This is a genomic window from Bradyrhizobium sp. 604_D8_N2_3 (genome assembly GCF_051810765.1).
In the GTDB taxonomy this organism is placed as follows: domain Bacteria; phylum Pseudomonadota; class Alphaproteobacteria; order Rhizobiales; family Xanthobacteraceae; genus Bradyrhizobium; species Bradyrhizobium barranii.
This window is the reverse complement of sequence record NZ_JBPWPM010000001.1, coordinates 3,108,794-3,122,813: the sequence shown is the minus strand read 5'-3', so window position 1 is coordinate 3,122,813 and position 14,020 is coordinate 3,108,794. Positions and strand designations below refer to the sequence as shown.

At 65.3% G+C, this 14,020-nt stretch carries 15 protein-coding genes and 1 riboswitch; of the genes, 7 read left to right on the top strand and 8 right to left on the bottom strand.

What is annotated here, in order from left to right:
* Nucleotides 1-69: 69 nt before the first annotated feature.
* Nucleotides 70-462: a FixH family protein gene (locus tag AB7245_RS14810; protein WP_085402717.1), complete on the bottom strand. Its 393-nt coding sequence runs from the start codon at nt 460-462 to the stop codon at nt 70-72.
* 102 nt (nt 463-564) lie between these two features.
* Nucleotides 565-930, bottom strand: a complete 366-nt coding sequence (locus tag AB7245_RS14805; protein WP_085402716.1) for a hypothetical protein — start codon at nt 928-930, stop codon at nt 565-567.
* Between the two features lie 230 nt (nt 931-1,160).
* A riboswitch (cobalamin riboswitch) is annotated at nt 1,161-1,368 on the top strand.
* A gap of 200 nt (nt 1,369-1,568) precedes the next feature.
* Between AB7245_RS14805 and AB7245_RS14800 the strand changes: the two genes are divergently transcribed.
* The 3 genes from AB7245_RS14800 to AB7245_RS14790 all read left to right on the top strand — a co-directional run bounded on the left by AB7245_RS14800 (nt 1,569) and on the right by AB7245_RS14790 (nt 5,703).
* Entirely contained in the window at nt 1,569-3,917 is a 2,349-nt protein-coding gene (locus AB7245_RS14800; RefSeq protein WP_244623169.1) for a TonB-dependent receptor, read from the top strand.
* A gap of 138 nt (nt 3,918-4,055) precedes the next feature.
* Complete coding sequence (locus AB7245_RS14795) at nt 4,056-4,463, top strand: GFA family protein (protein WP_085402715.1); 408 nt, start codon at nt 4,056-4,058, stop codon at nt 4,461-4,463.
* A 160-nt stretch (nt 4,464-4,623) separates the two neighbouring features.
* Complete coding sequence (locus AB7245_RS14790; RefSeq protein WP_085402714.1) at nt 4,624-5,703, top strand: Cj0069 family protein; 1,080 nt, start codon at nt 4,624-4,626, stop codon at nt 5,701-5,703.
* Nucleotides 5,704-5,725: 22 nt separating this feature from the next.
* Here the strand turns inward: AB7245_RS14790 and AB7245_RS14785 are convergent, their stop codons facing one another.
* On the bottom strand, nt 5,726-6,553 hold the full coding sequence (locus AB7245_RS14785) for an MBL fold metallo-hydrolase (protein WP_135214853.1): 828 nt from the start codon (nt 6,551-6,553) through the stop codon (nt 5,726-5,728).
* Nucleotides 6,554-6,648: 95 nt separating this feature from the next.
* Here AB7245_RS14785 and AB7245_RS14780 point away from each other — a divergent pair, with 95 nt between their 5' ends.
* On the top strand, nt 6,649-7,512 hold the full coding sequence (locus tag AB7245_RS14780; RefSeq protein ID WP_085402712.1) for a LysR family transcriptional regulator: 864 nt from the start codon (nt 6,649-6,651) through the stop codon (nt 7,510-7,512).
* Here AB7245_RS14780 and AB7245_RS14775 read toward each other — a convergent pair.
* Both AB7245_RS14775 and AB7245_RS14770 read right to left on the bottom strand, forming a co-directional pair.
* Nucleotides 7,509-8,270, bottom strand: a complete 762-nt coding sequence (locus tag AB7245_RS14775; RefSeq protein WP_085402711.1) for a hypothetical protein — start codon at nt 8,268-8,270, stop codon at nt 7,509-7,511. The two genes, AB7245_RS14780 and AB7245_RS14775, sit on opposite strands and share 4 nt — an antisense overlap.
* Nucleotides 8,271-8,285: 15 nt before the next feature.
* Nucleotides 8,286-8,474 (bottom strand): hypothetical protein, encoded by a 189-nt coding sequence (locus AB7245_RS14770; RefSeq protein ID WP_014496746.1) that lies wholly within the window; start codon nt 8,472-8,474, stop codon nt 8,286-8,288.
* Nucleotides 8,475-8,729: 255 nt separating this feature from the next.
* Between AB7245_RS14770 and AB7245_RS14765 the strand changes: the two genes are divergently transcribed.
* Nucleotides 8,730-9,704 (top strand): DUF2336 domain-containing protein, encoded by a 975-nt coding sequence (locus tag AB7245_RS14765; RefSeq protein ID WP_085402710.1) that lies wholly within the window; start codon nt 8,730-8,732, stop codon nt 9,702-9,704.
* Here the strand turns inward: AB7245_RS14765 and AB7245_RS14760 are convergent.
* Genes AB7245_RS14760 through AB7245_RS14750 form a run of 3 tightly spaced genes read right to left on the bottom strand, consistent with a single transcriptional unit; the run spans nt 9,701 to nt 12,683 of the window.
* Nucleotides 9,701-10,045 (bottom strand): DUF1491 family protein, encoded by a 345-nt coding sequence (locus AB7245_RS14760; protein WP_063986550.1) that lies wholly within the window; start codon nt 10,043-10,045, stop codon nt 9,701-9,703. The two genes, AB7245_RS14765 and AB7245_RS14760, sit on opposite strands and share 4 nt — an antisense overlap.
* A 57-nt stretch (nt 10,046-10,102) precedes the next feature.
* Nucleotides 10,103-10,819: a peptidoglycan-binding domain-containing protein gene (locus tag AB7245_RS14755; protein WP_085402709.1), complete on the bottom strand. Its 717-nt coding sequence runs from the start codon at nt 10,817-10,819 to the stop codon at nt 10,103-10,105.
* Nucleotides 10,812-12,683 (bottom strand): PAS domain-containing sensor histidine kinase, encoded by a 1,872-nt coding sequence (locus tag AB7245_RS14750; RefSeq protein ID WP_439034362.1) that lies wholly within the window; start codon nt 12,681-12,683, stop codon nt 10,812-10,814. The genes AB7245_RS14755 and AB7245_RS14750 overlap by 8 nt, the downstream gene beginning before the upstream one ends.
* A gap of 409 nt (nt 12,684-13,092) precedes the next feature.
* Between AB7245_RS14750 and AB7245_RS14745 the strand changes: the two genes are divergently transcribed.
* Both AB7245_RS14745 and AB7245_RS14740 read left to right on the top strand, forming a co-directional pair.
* Nucleotides 13,093-13,518, top strand: coding sequence for a DUF5330 domain-containing protein (locus AB7245_RS14745; protein WP_063984586.1), 426 nt, complete (start codon nt 13,093-13,095; stop codon nt 13,516-13,518).
* Nucleotides 13,519-13,586: 68 nt separating this feature from the next.
* On the top strand, nt 13,587-14,015 hold the full coding sequence (locus AB7245_RS14740) for a SufE family protein (RefSeq protein ID WP_028149946.1): 429 nt from the start codon (nt 13,587-13,589) through the stop codon (nt 14,013-14,015).
* Nucleotides 14,016-14,020: the final 5 nt, after the last annotated feature.

Sequence of the window (14,020 nt, the reverse complement as noted above, 5' to 3'; positions counted from 1 at the left end):
GCCCGGGAGCGCGCGTCCGTGTGAAGGAAAAAGGGGAATGTCGGGCGCCGCCGGGCAGCGCCCGAACGCTCACTTGACCGCCGTGACGATCACCTTGCCGGTGACGGTCTCCGGTTCGCCCTGCACCTTCACGGACAGCGTCATCTGGTAGCGTCCAGCCATCGGCAGGTCCGTCTTGAAGGCGTACACACCCGGCTCCCTGGACGGCAGCGGCGCGACCGCCGATTCCATCTCGGCCATCCCGTCCGGGGCCATGTCGAGGCGGCTTTTGAAGATGACTGCGTCCGGTATCGGCTTGCCGGTCTGCTTGTTCGTCAGGCGAACGGCGAGCGTGACGTCTTCGCCCTTCTTCATCTGCGGAGTGACGGGCTCGAAGGCGTAGTCGCCCGCGCCCGCCATCGCGGCGGAAGCGGCAAGCGAAAGGGTGGCGGCGAGAGCCGCGGTGCTGATTTTGGAAAGCATTGTCCTGTCCTCATGAATTGATCTTTCGCCGTGGCGCGTGAAGCGCGCACGTCAGTCGTCGTCGCGAGCAGGCACGCCGCTCGCGTCTCGGGCTTTGCGAGATCAGATTCGAGGAGGTCGGAAAGGAGGACTGCCGCCGCGGAAGGAAACGACCTGATCCGGGGGAATAGCCATCGTGCTGGCCATGACGGCGAGACGTTCGAACGCCACGGGCCTGACATCACCGAGCGCGATGATCCCACCGACGCAGCAGAAGCCCATCCCGCACTTGTAGCCGCCGCTATGGGAGCCCGTTCCCTTCATGTCGGGACAACAATCGTCCATCGACATGTCGGCGTCGCCGCTCATGTGCATGGCCGTCTGCATGCCATCCGACGACATTGCGAGGTTCGCCGCGGACGCGCCAACCGGCAGCATCGCCAAGGATATGGCGATGGCGACTGCCAGGATGGTACGGACGAACTGCATCAATATCGACTTACCTTGTCGGGCCGGAACTCGGCCTCAGTAGCATACTCGGACACCAAAGGCAGTTATGATCGTGGTCAAGCGTTCGTTACCCAGGCTCGTCCGGAGGCCGGGTTGGACGTTTCGACGCGGTCCTTCGGACTATCGTGCAAAACAGCAACACAAGGCCACCATCGACCGACCGGCCCGTCCAGCAGCCCGCGCGGATGTTGACGCGCTCATCCCCTGATGCCAGTTTCGTGATCGGTAGTGTCCGCAAGGACTCTTCAAGGGAATGCGGTGCGTCCACCTCAGTGGGCAATTCCGCGGCTGCCCCCGCAACTGTAGGCGGATAGCCGACGACCAAACGAACCACTGGAGCCCCGCTTGGGCCTCTGGGAAGGTGGTCGAAGGCGATGACCCGCGAGCCAGGAAACCTGCTACCAGCCATGGTCACGCGCGAACGCATTGGGCGGGGTGCCCTGATGTCGGACAAGTAGCCGGTGCATCCGCCGCCTGGGGCGAAGGTGGATGACTAAGGCAACCGCGGTGACGGTTTGTTTGCGTCGCCGCAGAGCGTTGTCGTGCAAAATCTTCATTTCCGTGCTGGCGCAAGGCCAGCGTTATCGCGTGCTTTCCTGATTACTCTGCTCTCGTCGGTGTCCTTGTCGTCCGCGGCGCTCGCGCAAAGCGCGGCGCAGGACAACCGCTCCCGGGAGGTCGGCCCGGTGATCGTGTCGCCGCCTGCGCCGCGACAGGCTCCTGCCGTCAGCCCCGGCACTCAGAAGCAGCGCGCGGCCCGGCGCGCCGCGGGACGCAATCGTGGCGCCCCTGCTGTCGCCGTTCCGGCCGCGCAAGCTCCGAGCGGGCCGGTACAGACGCCGCTCAATACGGCAGCCGTCACCGACGTCGGCTCCCGGCTCGGCATCACGGCGCGCGAGATGCCGGCGACCGTCGAGGTCATCGGTCAACAGACGATGCAGAACCTGGGCATCCGGACCACGACCGACGTCGCCAAGGCTGCAGTCGGCGTCACCGGCGGCGATGCGCCCGGCGCGCCCGCCATCTTCTCGATGCGTGGCTTTTCCGGCGACCAGATCTCCACGCTCTACAACGGAATCCCGATCGGGCCGTCGACCATGACCGGCCGTCCCATGGACGTGGCTGGTCTCCAGCAGGTCGAGATCATCAAGGGACCGGACTCGCTGGTGGCGGGCCTCGGTGCGACCGGCGGCGCCATCAACTACGTGAACAAGGCGCCGCACACCGGACCAATCGTCAACGACGCCTTCACTTCCTACGATTCCTTCAACGGCTATCGCGCCGGTTACGGATCGGGCGGCAGCACGCTGATCAACGGCCTCGACTACCGCTTCGACATCAGCCATTTCAACAACAAGGGCTTTATCGACGACACCTATTCGAAGCTCAGCAACGTCTCGGGCCAGCTGAACTATCGCGTCAACGAGAACCTGAGGATCTGGGGCGCGACCGAATACAGGCAGGACAACGACCGCTTCTACTGGGGGACGCCGCTGGTGCCGGCGAACGCGCCGGGCATCGTGCCGACGTATGGCGTCGTCTCCGGCCTCTGGAGCAACTATTACCTCGGCGGCGGCACGCCGGTCCCGGTCACCATCGACGCGCGCACGCTGACCACGAACTACAACGTGCTCGACAATCACAGCGGCGCCAACGAGCTCTGGCTGCGCAGCGGCTTTCAATGGGACATCACCAACAACATCTCGCTGAAGAGCCTGGTCTATGGCTATGACGCCCACCGGCACTGGTTCAACAACGAGATCTCGTCGTTTGACCAGACCGTAGGCAATTTCGCAGGCGCGCAGAGCATCTACCGCGAGCGCCTGGCGCTCGATCACGCGCAGCGGCTCTACGGCAACATCACCGACCTCACCGTCAATTCCAATCTCGGCGGAATGGACAATCGCTTCGTCGCCACCGTGGCGGCGAGCAGCAACCAGTTCAACGTCTCGCAGGACACGCTGTTCTTCAATGACTACGTCGACCTCCTCAATCCGGACCGCGGCCTCTACGGCCCGCGCAGCGACGAGAAGATCTACACCCATCTCGACACCGCCTCGCTGTCGTTCGAGGACCGGCTCAAGCTGACCTCGACCTTTGCGCTGATCGGCGGCATCCGTTTTGAGAATATCGAGCTGTCGCGGACCCGCTTCGACGAGAATGGCCTCCTGAAAGCCAACTATCCTTTCTCGAAGACGTTCAATCCGGTCACCGGACGCATCGGCTACACCTGGGACATCGCGCCCGGCGTGATGCTTTACAGCCAGTACGCGACGGCAGCCGACCCGACGGTGGCGAACATCTTCATCCTCAGGCCCACGACGCCGCTGCTGCTCACGACGTCGCGGACCTACGAGACCGGCGTGAAGCTGCTGTCGGCCGACAGGCGCGCGGAGGCCACGTTCTCGGCCTTCGACATCGAGCGCAAGAACGTCTACGTCCCCGAAAGCGGCATCCTCTTCAACGTCGCCGGCAAGATGGCCTCCAAGGGCGTCGAGATCGCCGCCGCGGTCAATCCGGTCGCGGGCCTGAAACTATGGGGCAACGTCGCCTTCGTGCAGTCGCGCTTCATCGACTTCACCTATGTCGACGGCAATGGCGACTTCCAGTCCTATTCGGGCAAGACGCCGCCCAACGTTCCCAACTTCATCGCCAACGCCGGCGCCTCCTATCGCTTCGACACGAAGCTGCCGGTCGAGATCGGCGGCCTCGTCCGTCACGTCGGCGACCGCTTCAACTTCCAGGACAATCTGGTCACGATGGACGCCTACACGATCTTCGACGCATACGCGTTCGTCGATATTCCAAAAGCCTATTTCCCGGGCGTCGACCAGACCCGGATCAGCTTTCGCGTGAGGAACCTGACCAACAAGCTCTACGCGGCCTGGGGCGATCCGGGTTACACCGACCAGATCATCCTGGGCGCGCCGCGCAGCTACGAGATCGCGGCTTCGTTCAAGTGGTAGTCGCGGATCACCTCGCCCGCGCCGTGGCAGGAGTTGTCACGCGACAGTAGGACGCAATCGCAAATCGATTGCGCCGTTGAAGCCGCAGGTCTCGAGAGCTATCGATCAACGAGACCTGTCTTCCATCGGGAGGAACGCATGAGCACCATCACCGGCGGTTGTCACTGCGGCGCGATCCGCTATCAGGTCGAGGGCGAAGCGATCGTGCACGCGCTGTGTCACTGCCGCGATTGCAGGCTTCACGCGGGCGCTCCCGTCGTCGGCTGGACGATGTACGCGGACGATGCCGTCAAGGTGACCAAGGGCGAGCCCAAGGTGTATCACTCCTCGGAAAATGCCCGGCGGCACTTTTGCGGCGACTGCGGAACCGGCCTGTTTTATGTCAATGCCGACATGTTGCCCGGGGTCATCGACGTCCAGAGCGCGACCTACGACGATCCCGATGCCGTACCGGCGACGATGCACATCCAGGTCGCAGAGCGCCTTCGATGGATGGAGCGCGCGCACGAACTGCCGACATTCGACCGCTATCCTCCGCCACCGTAGCGGCGCGCGCGAAGCGTTCGCCGTCTAGATGGAACCGCACAAGCACCATCTTGCAACGACCGGACGATTTCACGTACATTCATCGGCGTGGGGACGAAGCAGACTCCCCGTGAGACCTCGGTCCAAGCTCTGCGCAGCACGCCATTCGTGGAGCTTGCGCATGGATACCGAACGCCACCCTCCTCTCCGCCATACCGTTGCCATCCTCTCCCGCGGCGATGCAGCCGCGCGCCGGGACGCGACGGCGCAAAACAGCCGCTTCGTTCGCGTTTTCGAAGCACTCGCCGCGGTCGGCATCGAAGCCCGGCCGGTGATCTACGACGAGATTTTCGCCGACGCCGCGCGCGATCAACTGCTCGCCGTCGATGGCGTGCTCGTCTGGGTCGATCCGATCCATCAAGGCAAGACGCGCGAGGCCCTCGACCCGCTGCTTCGCGACGTTGCGGCGCAAGGGCCGTGGGTAAGCGCCCATCCCGACGTGATCCTGAAGATGGGCGTCAAGGACGTGCTCTACCGAACGCGTCACCTCGGCTGGGGAGCCGACACGCACCGCTATGACACCGCCGCAAGCTTCCGCGCCGAATTTCCTTCGCGCCTTCAGGCGAATGGTCCGCGCGTGCTCAAGCAAAATCGCGGCAATGGTGGCCAGGGGGTGTGGAAGGTGGAGGCCCTGCCCAACGTGGACGCCATGGTTCGCGTGCTGCATGCCCAACGCGGCAGTCTACCCGAGGACATTCCGCTCGATGCCTTGCTCGCCCGCTGCGAACCGTATTTCGGATGGGGCGGCTGCATCATCGACCAGGCGTTCCAACCCCGCCTACCCGACGGCATGATCCGCTGCTACATGAGCGGCGCCAAGGTCGCGGGCTTCGGGCATCAATTGATCAAGGCCCTGATCCCGCCGCCGCCGGAAGGCCCCGACGCACCCGAGGCTCAGCCGGGCCCACGGATCATGCACGGACCCGCTGCTTCGCAATTCCAGGCGCTCCGAAGAGCGATGGAGGACGAATGGACGCCGCAGCTGATGGGCACGCTCGGCATCGACGAGCCGTCGCTGCCGGTGATCTGGGACGCCGACTTCCTGTACGGGCCCCGCGACGCCGCCGGCACCGACACCTACGTCCTGTGCGAAATCAACGCGAGCTCATGCTTCGCGATTCCCGACGACGCGCCGGCGGCAATCGCCCGAACGGTGAAGCACCGCCTGCTCCGGACTCAAGCAGTGCGTTCGGGCGTATAACCGGCGGCCTGGCTTCGACACCCTAATGCGCAGCGCAGCGGCAGCTTTCATAGGCGACGGGATCGTGGCTATTGACGATGCTCACGCGGTCGCCGTGGTTGAGCTTCAGCGCGCGCAGCCGCGCCTGGTTGGCGATCCGCATCTTGCGATCCATGTCGCCGCGGCGCTGGAAATAACCCAGCATCAACGGCACGCGCGGCGATGGGTCGAGCTGGGCGTGGTGGAAATAGCTGTCGCCGGCATGCAACAGCCATTTGTCACCTGATCGCACCGCGATGCCGCAATGGCCGAGCGTGTGGCCGGCGAGCGGGATCATCAGGATGTCGGCTTCCTTGTCGCCGAGCGCGCGCACGCCCTTGAAGCCGAACCAGTCCTGGCCGGCCTCGCCATAGAAGGTCCAGCCCGGCCCATGGCTCCACTGCCCCGTGACATAGCGCCCTTCGGGCGGCGCGGGCTTGCGTAGCACCGCCATGTCGTATTCGGCGCGGTGGACGTGGATCGCGGCATGGGGAAAGTCCGGCACGCCGCCGGCGTGGTCGCGGTCGAGATGCGTCAGGAGCACGTGGCGCACATCGCCGGGTGAGTAGCCGAGCGCCTTCACCTGCTCGACCGCCGTCTCCGCCGGGTCCAGCCTCGGCGCGGTCTGGCGCAGCCATCGGCCACCCAGCCGATTGGGCGTTGCGATATCGCCGAGACCGATGCCGGTGTCGACCAGAGCGAGTCCGTCCCTCGTCTCGACCAGCAGGCAATGGCAGACCAGGCGGGCGCGCTGGAACAGGCCGCCGGTGCCGTTCACAAGGCGGCGGCCCATGGGGCACATCGTGCCGGTGTTGAGGTGGTGGATCTTCATGGCGCTTCCCTGCCTGTTGTGAGCAGGGCGCTGCTTGCCACCGGGCAATCCATAAGTAAAATATTGAATATTGATACTATCTCTAGGCATAACCTATGGACATCCGCGAGCTTCGCTACTTCGCCGCCGTGTATCGCGAGCGCAAACTGACCGCGGCGGCACGCGCTTGCTTCGTGTCGCAGCCGTCGATCTCGACCGCGATCACCCATCTGGAGGCCGAACTCGGCACCACGCTGTTCATCCGGCACAAGAAGGGCGTCGCGCCGACCGCCTCGGCCGAGCAGTTTCATGCGCTGGCCCGCCGCATCATCGACGAGGCGGACGCCGCACGCAGCCTCTTCAGGAAGCCGAATACGAAGACCACCGTCACGCTGGGACTGATGCGCACGCTCGACATACCCCGAACGATCGCGCTGCTGAAGCCGCTGACGGCGCGCACCGACATCGCGCTCCGCCTCGTCGGCAGCGACGAAGGCGCCGATGCGCGGATCATCTCAAAGAGCATGCTCCGCGCCGACGAGCATTTCGTCGCGCTGTGGAGCGAGCGCTATGTCGCCGCACTTCCGCCCTCGCATCCGCTGACGCTGAAGGAGAAGCTGCGGGCTGCCGATCTCGCCGGCGTCCCCCTGATCGACCGCTGCCATTGCGAGCAAAGCGAATTCTTCGGCCGGAGTTCACAACGAAGGCAGACCGCGGCGATCGCGCAATCGGAGGATTGGGCGATGGCGCTGGTCGCGGCCGGCGTCGGCATTGCGATCGTCCCGGAAGGCGTGGCGCGCGGCAATCCCGATGTCGCGGTGCGCGAGATCGAGGTCAGGGTCAAACGCGAGGTCGGGCTTGCCTACCGCGCCTCAGAGCCGCTGGCGGATGCGCTGAAGGATTTTGTCGGGAAACTTCAGAAGCAGCGGCGCAAGCCGGATCCGACCGGCCCACGGCGCAACAAACGCAGGAAGTCCTAGCCCTTCGAGATGACTGCGCGGCCATAGGGCGGCTGGGCCGCAACCGGCGGATTGGCGGTCTGGGCTGCGAGTTCGCCGATCAGGCGGTCGGCATCGGCGGCCATGCCGTCGGGCGCCTGGATCACCAGACGCTCCAGCGCCCAGCGATAGGACGAGACGCGCTGCTCGAGGCACAGCTGCACCCACTGGATGATCAGCGAGTTCTCCCGCATGCGCGCGACCGCATCCTCCCTCTCCCTTGGCGAGAGCTCGGAGACGCGCGCCATGGTCGCATCGCGCTTCCTGTCGAGATCGATGACGCGGATCGCGGAGCCGAAGAACGGCTCGAAACGGGTGATGTCGTTGCGCACGTCCTCGATCAGCTGCGCATAGCGCGAGGAATGCGAGCGATGCGGCTCGTCGATCAGCGTGCGCCCATACATAGTGCGGTCGAACACGACCTTCTGCTGCCAGGGCGACGGCAGCGCCTTGTAGTCGCCGAATACGCTCTTCCAGGCGGGCCGCGACAGCGGCGGCTCGATCATGGGATAGGCAAGATCGCGAAGCTGGCGCTCCGCGTCGGTGAGCTGGAATTGTGACGACTTCAGGCCAACGCTGCCGGTGGCCTCGGCCCCGAGCCAGCGATGCATGTCGTCGCTGCGCATGTCAGCGCGGGTGCGGCCGAAATCGCCGCCGCTGCACGCGCCGAGCGTCGCACCGACGAGTGCGAGCAGGACGGCCGTTACGACAGGCCGAATCTGGCGGATGGCATCCGGCATTGCAAAAGCCGGACGCTAGCGGCGACGACGACGGCGCCCCGGTGCTGTGCCCTGCTCCGGCCCGCGATCGCCGCTGGTTTCTTCCGTCTGGCGCTCGATGCGGATCACGGGGAGGATCAGAATCGTTCCCGTTTCCGTACGCGGCGTGGCATCCCCCGACGAGCCTGCCCGGCGACCGGCCGGAAATTCGATAATGGTCCCCATATCAGCTCTCTATCAATTGCCGCGCGACCGAGCGCGCTGGTGCAACGTGCGTTCATTAAGATCAGTTCATGGTTAACGGGGTGTAAACGCGCCTGCCGGACCGTAACTTCACGGGCGGCCTCCCGCGTCCCGTTGCGGGACGACAACACCTGAAATGATGGGGTCGACTTCACGCCTCGTTTTCCTTAACGAGCCTTTAAAGGAACCTGCGTTAGGCTCGCGGACGAGTATCTCTTCCAGGTCGCGTATCTCTCCATGACCAAGTCGCTGTTTCCCGGATTCGACGGGCTGATGAGCCTCTCCCGTCGCGAAGGCGTTGATGTTCGCCCGACGCTGCTGCGCGTGCTGACGGACCTCTATGTCCAGGCGCCCACCCACAGCGACGACGAGCAGCGCCAGTTCATCGAGCTTGCGACGCGGCTGATCGACCAGGTCGACGATGCGACGCGCGCGGCCGTCAAGGCGAAGCTTGCGATCTATCCGCAGACGCCCGTCCCGGTCCTGCAGAAACTCGGGCTGGTCGCGACCCAGGAAGGCCGCAGGGTTCCGCTCGCGCGCGAAATTCGCAGCTCGCAGCAGGCGGCTTCGCCTGCTCGCACGCCGACCGACGCCGAGTTGCGCATGGCCGCCAACATGGCGATGCAGCCGAAGGAAGCGGCCGAGATCCACGAGATGTTCTTCCGCGCCGATGCGACCCAGCGCGCGCTGGTCCTGCACAATCTGGGGCAGACCCCGCTGAGGGCCGCGCCGCGGATTCCGACCGTGCGTGCCAAGCGCGCGATCCAGATCCTGGAGATGGCGGCAATCGCCAACGATGTCGAGAATTTCACCTACGAGCTCGGCGACAGCCTGATCCTGCCCTCGCGCGTCGCAGCGCAGATCGTCGACGATGCCGGCGGCGAAGCGCTCGCGGTCGCCGCGCGCGCGCTCGACATGCCGAGCCCGAACTTCCAGCGCATCCTCCTGTTCTTCAAGCCGGAGATCGGCACGTCGGTCGATGCGGTGTACCGGTTGTCACGGCTCTACGACCGGCTCAGCGACCGCTCCGCGCTGGTGATGCTGGCGGCCTGGCGCGGCTCGACGCTCGCAGTCACGCGCGCAAAATACCAGTCGTCGCTGCATGAGAGCGAACGCCAGCGCGCGCGTGCGGGCGCCAATCAGACCCGGCCGGGCGTGCAGCCGGGCTCCGCGCCCGCGGTGCGGACGGGCACCGACGGATCGGACCGCTAGGTCTTCGCCAATTCGAGGAAGTGACGACCTTTGCGGTCCTCGGTCTCGACGATCCAGGCGTCCGGATCGAAGCGGATTTCCTTGGTGAGGCGCTCCTCGACCGCTGGCTCAGGCATCGGCTGCGCGGCAAGTGGCACGAAGAAGCGATCGACCGGCCGGCCGTCGTCATAGACGGTCTGCGGCGCCGGTACGTACAGCATCGCGTTGCCGTCGAGCAGCGACACCTTCACGAATACCGCGCCCGCCTCCTCGGCACCGCGACGACGCACCGCCCCGAACACGCCTTCGGTCTGGCACCGGCGCAGGTAGGCGGAAACCCAAATGTTTGATTTCAAACGCATGAAGAGCACGATAGGCCAGTGCTGCAATCAGCACCAGCCTTCGCACAACAATGACGCTTATTCGACGGGGTGGCCGATCGCGGCTCCGAGCTCGCGCAGCAGGCGGTCGGAGACCTGACCCGTCACCTGCATCTTGTGCTCGCGCTCGAATTTCTGGATCGCGGACTGCGTCTCTGCGCCCATCGTGCCCGTGATCTTCAAATTGCCATAGCCGTATTCGGACAGCGCGCGCTGCACGCCGGCGATACGCCGCGCGGCCGGACTCTGCGCGACGGGAATCGGCGCCGGCGGACGCGCGATGGCGACGGATTGCGGCGGCGCCGACGTCGTTTGCTTGACCAGATTGGTCATCGGATCGCCCGCGCGCGGCGTCGATGCCGTCGCCTCGACCGGCTTCTCGGGGGCCTTCTCGGCGGCGCGCTCGACAGGCTTGGGCTCGGCGCGGAATTCCGTCGCTCTCGGCTCCAGCGGCGAGGTATCCGCGCCGACGGGGCGCGGACGCGGCAAGGGGTTCGACAGCGGCACGGACGACGGCGCGGGAAGATTGATCACGGTGCCGAACATCGGCGCCGGATGCCGGCCGGTCTGAAGGAACAGCGCATTCGCAACGATCGCGCTGACTGCGGCGACGCCGACGAGACCGGCCAGCGTGTCCTTGGGACTGTGCAGCAGGATGCGCATCGCAAGATTGCGCTCGGTCTCGACATCGATGACCGCGGCCTTGGCGCCACGGCGGCGCGGAGCGGCTTCGTCCTTGGCAGACTTCTTAGGCACTTTTCTTCACCAGAGCGGGTTGGTCGTGAGATTGGTCCTGAAGCTCCTGGCGCGGCACCGGTGTCAGCGTCGCGATCTTGCTCTCGGCCGCCATTCTATCGGACGTCTTGGCCTGCGGCGGCGTGTAGACGAGCGGCAATCTGACGGTGACGGAGGTGCCCTCGCCGAGCCTGCTTTGTACAGTCAATTCGCCGAGATGCAACGCCACCAGACTCTTGACGATCGAAAGCCCGAGACCCGTGCCTTCGTGACGGCGCTGATAAGTCTTTCCGGCCTGGAAGAACGGCGCGCCGATGCGCTTGAGATCATCCGCCGCAATGCCGACACCGGTGTCGCTGATGCGCAGCGCGAGCTGCGATCCGGACACCGCGGCCGATACGGTGACCTGACCACCGCGCTCGGTGAACTTGATGGCGTTGGCGACGAGATTGAGCACGATCTGCTTGAAGGCGCGCGGATCGCCGGTCATGACAGGCAGGTCCTGCGGCGCATCGGTGATGAGGTCGATGCCGTTCTCCCGCGCCTTCAGCGCCAGCAGATTGCAGCAATGCATCAGAGATGCGCGCGGCGCGAACGGTTCCGACGCAATCTCGAAATTGCCCGATTCCATCTTCGACATGTCGAGGATGCCGTTGACGACCGACAGCAGATGCTGGCCGGAATCGTTGATGAGCTGGGCATATTCCTTGCGCTGGGCCGCACCCAGCATCAGGGTCTGCTCCTGCGCGATCATCTCGGAGAAACCGATGATGGCGTTGAGCGGCGTGCGCAGCTCGTGGCTCATGGTGGCGAGGAAGCGCGTCTTGGCGGCATCGGCCGTTTCCGCGGCGCTGCGTGCCTGATCGAGCGCCTGCTCCGCGAGCTTGCGATCGGTAACGTCGCGCATCACGCCGACGACTTCCGCCTCGCGCGTGGCGTCACCGTCAATATCCTGGCGGCCGATATCCTGGTCGAGCGGCCGGCAGCGCATCTCGACCCAGATGAAATCGACCTGGCCACGCTCCGATCCGGCCGGCTCCCGCCGCAGTCGGAACTCGACGCTGCGCACGTCGCCGCGCGCGGCATCGGAGAGCGCGGTGAGATAGGCCGGACGATCGGCGACATGGACGCGGTCGAACAGGCCGTGGCCGAGCAGCTGCGCGACAGGCATGCCGAGCATGGCTTCCACCGCCGGCGAGATGAACTGCACCGCGCCGTTGCGCCGATGCCGCGAGATCACGTCGCTCATGTTGCGCGCCAGCAGGCGATAGCGCTCTTCCTCGCGCAACAGCAGCGCAACGCTGGTGCGCGCGAGCGATTCCGCGCCGAAGGCGAGGCCCGCGGCATAGAGCGTCGCCGAGGCGACGCCGAACGCCATCAGCACGCCGCGTTGTGCGGAGCTGGCGTCTCCGGCCGGCAGCCAGCCGAGCTGGCCGGCAAGGATCAGGACGCCGGCGCAGGACAGCGCAAGCAGGGAGGCGAAGGCCGCGACGCGGCGCGAGGCCGACAACGCGGCTTCCAGGGGAACCACGACCAGCCAGATCGCGGCGAATGATTCGATGCCGCCGGTGGTGCCGGCAACCGCCGTGATCAGGCCGGCGAGCGCCAGCGACGACAGCACATGGGCGCCTTCATAGCGGCCGGTGCGCGACAGGAACCATGACAGGAGAATGGGGGCGATCAGCCACGCGAAGGCGGCGACCTCGATCGCGCTCGGCGCACCGCGCGTGGCGAGATAGACCGGGAATGCGGCAAACGCGGCCAGGCTGCCGAGCAGCCGCGGCGCCATGAAGGCACGATGGCGCGCTCGCGTCAGCGCGTCGTAACGCGCGGAGGGATGCAGCAGTGCATCGAGACAATCGCGGATGATACTCAAAACTGTCACGGGTCTCGCGCTTCGGCCCACTCGTCGAGAAGACGTGCCGGAACGCCTCCTTATCGTTGAGCCACCGTGTCAGAGCGACCTTAAACGAGTGCTAAGGCAATGCGGCCCGCCGCCGGACACTGTGTCATCGCGGAGATTTTTAAGCGATTTGACCACGTCATCATCGGGGATGGTGAACACAGGGTTTCACCAGTCCCCGCATGGTTTCGAATTGGTGGACAAGCGGCGCCGGCGGAATCACGGGGCTCCGGCGTCAATCGAAAATTTACGACGTGGCGGTTCGGGAAGATTCTTGCGCAGATTTTCCGCGAATTAAGCGGAAGGCAATCACTTGCGATTTATCGAGAGTTGCTAGGTCCGGCGCCTCGCGGGCATCGCCGCGGCGGGATCTAACATACAGGTCGATAAGATGCGCTTTCTGCTCCGCATCACATTCTGGCTCGGGCTGGTGCTGGTGCTCCTGCCGCGGGACAAGACGCCCGAATCGGAGAAGCTGCCGCAGATCGGCGCCGCCGATGCGGTGCAGGCTGCGACCGCGGCCGTCTCCGACGTGACCCAGTTCTGCAAGCGCCAGCCGGCGGCCTGCGAGGTCGGCGGCCAGGCCGCGACCATCATCGGCCAGCGCGCCCAGGACGGCGCGAAGAAGATCTACCAGATCATCAACGACAAGAAAGAGCAGCTCGAGAAGACCGACAAGAAGGCGCCCGATCATACCGGCTCGATCGCGCTGGCCGGCGAAGGCGATGCCGCCTCGGGCGAGGCGCCGCGCGACACCCTGAGCCAGGACGACCTCGCGCTGGAATGGCGCGGCCCTGCGGCGGCGCCGGCGAATTAGCGCCCAAACCCTATCGATTTCGCCTCCTCGCATCCTTATATTGGCCTGAACGGAAACATTGGGCCAGCATGACGACGATCGACGAAATCAGGGACAATTTCGAGCTTCTGGACGAGTGGGACGACCGCTACCGGTACGTCATCGAGCTCGGCCGCACCCTGGAACCGATGCCCGAATCCGAGCATTCGGCCGAGAACAAGGTGAATGGCTGCGTCAGCCAGGTCTGGCTCCAGAAGCTGGTCGATCGCGATGGCGGCGCCCCGATCCTGAAATATCGCGGCGACAGTGACGCCCACATCGTGCGCGGGCTGGTCGCGATCGTGCTCTCGCTTTACTCCGGCCGCACGCCGCAGCAGATCCTTGCGACCGACGCGATCGCGGTGTTCAACGAGTTCGGCTTTCGCGATCATCTGACGCCGCAGCGTTCCAACGGCCTGCGCTCGATGGTCGAGCGCATCAAGACCGACGCGAAAGAGGCGCTCGCGGAAGCCACCTGAAGCGG

Bases quoted from the DNA above. Each gene is read 5' to 3' on its own strand.
- AB7245_RS14775 (WP_085402711.1), bottom strand. From the start codon at position 8,270: ATGCCGGATGCCATCCGCCAGATTCGGCCTGTCGTAACGGCCGTCCTG.
- AB7245_RS14745 (WP_063984586.1), top strand. From the start codon at position 13,093: ATGCGCTTTCTGCTCCGCATCACATTCTGGCTCGGGCTGGTGCTGGTG.
- AB7245_RS14770 (WP_014496746.1), bottom strand. From the start codon at position 8,474: ATGGGGACCATTATCGAATTTCCGGCCGGTCGCCGGGCAGGCTCGTCG.
- AB7245_RS14805 (WP_085402716.1), bottom strand. From the start codon at position 930: ATGCAGTTCGTCCGTACCATCCTGGCAGTCGCCATCGCCATATCCTTG.
- AB7245_RS14740 (WP_028149946.1), top strand. From the start codon at position 13,587: ATGACGACGATCGACGAAATCAGGGACAATTTCGAGCTTCTGGACGAG.
- AB7245_RS14795 (WP_085402715.1), top strand. From the start codon at position 4,056: ATGAGCACCATCACCGGCGGTTGTCACTGCGGCGCGATCCGCTATCAG.
- AB7245_RS14765 (WP_085402710.1), top strand. From the start codon at position 8,730: ATGACCAAGTCGCTGTTTCCCGGATTCGACGGGCTGATGAGCCTCTCC.
- AB7245_RS14810 (WP_085402717.1), bottom strand. From the start codon at position 462: ATGCTTTCCAAAATCAGCACCGCGGCTCTCGCCGCCACCCTTTCGCTT.
- AB7245_RS14780 (WP_085402712.1), top strand. From the start codon at position 6,649: ATGGACATCCGCGAGCTTCGCTACTTCGCCGCCGTGTATCGCGAGCGC.
- AB7245_RS14760 (WP_063986550.1), bottom strand. From the start codon at position 10,045: ATGCGTTTGAAATCAAACATTTGGGTTTCCGCCTACCTGCGCCGGTGC.
- AB7245_RS14785 (WP_135214853.1), bottom strand. From the start codon at position 6,553: ATGAAGATCCACCACCTCAACACCGGCACGATGTGCCCCATGGGCCGC.
- AB7245_RS14790 (WP_085402714.1), top strand. From the start codon at position 4,624: ATGGATACCGAACGCCACCCTCCTCTCCGCCATACCGTTGCCATCCTC.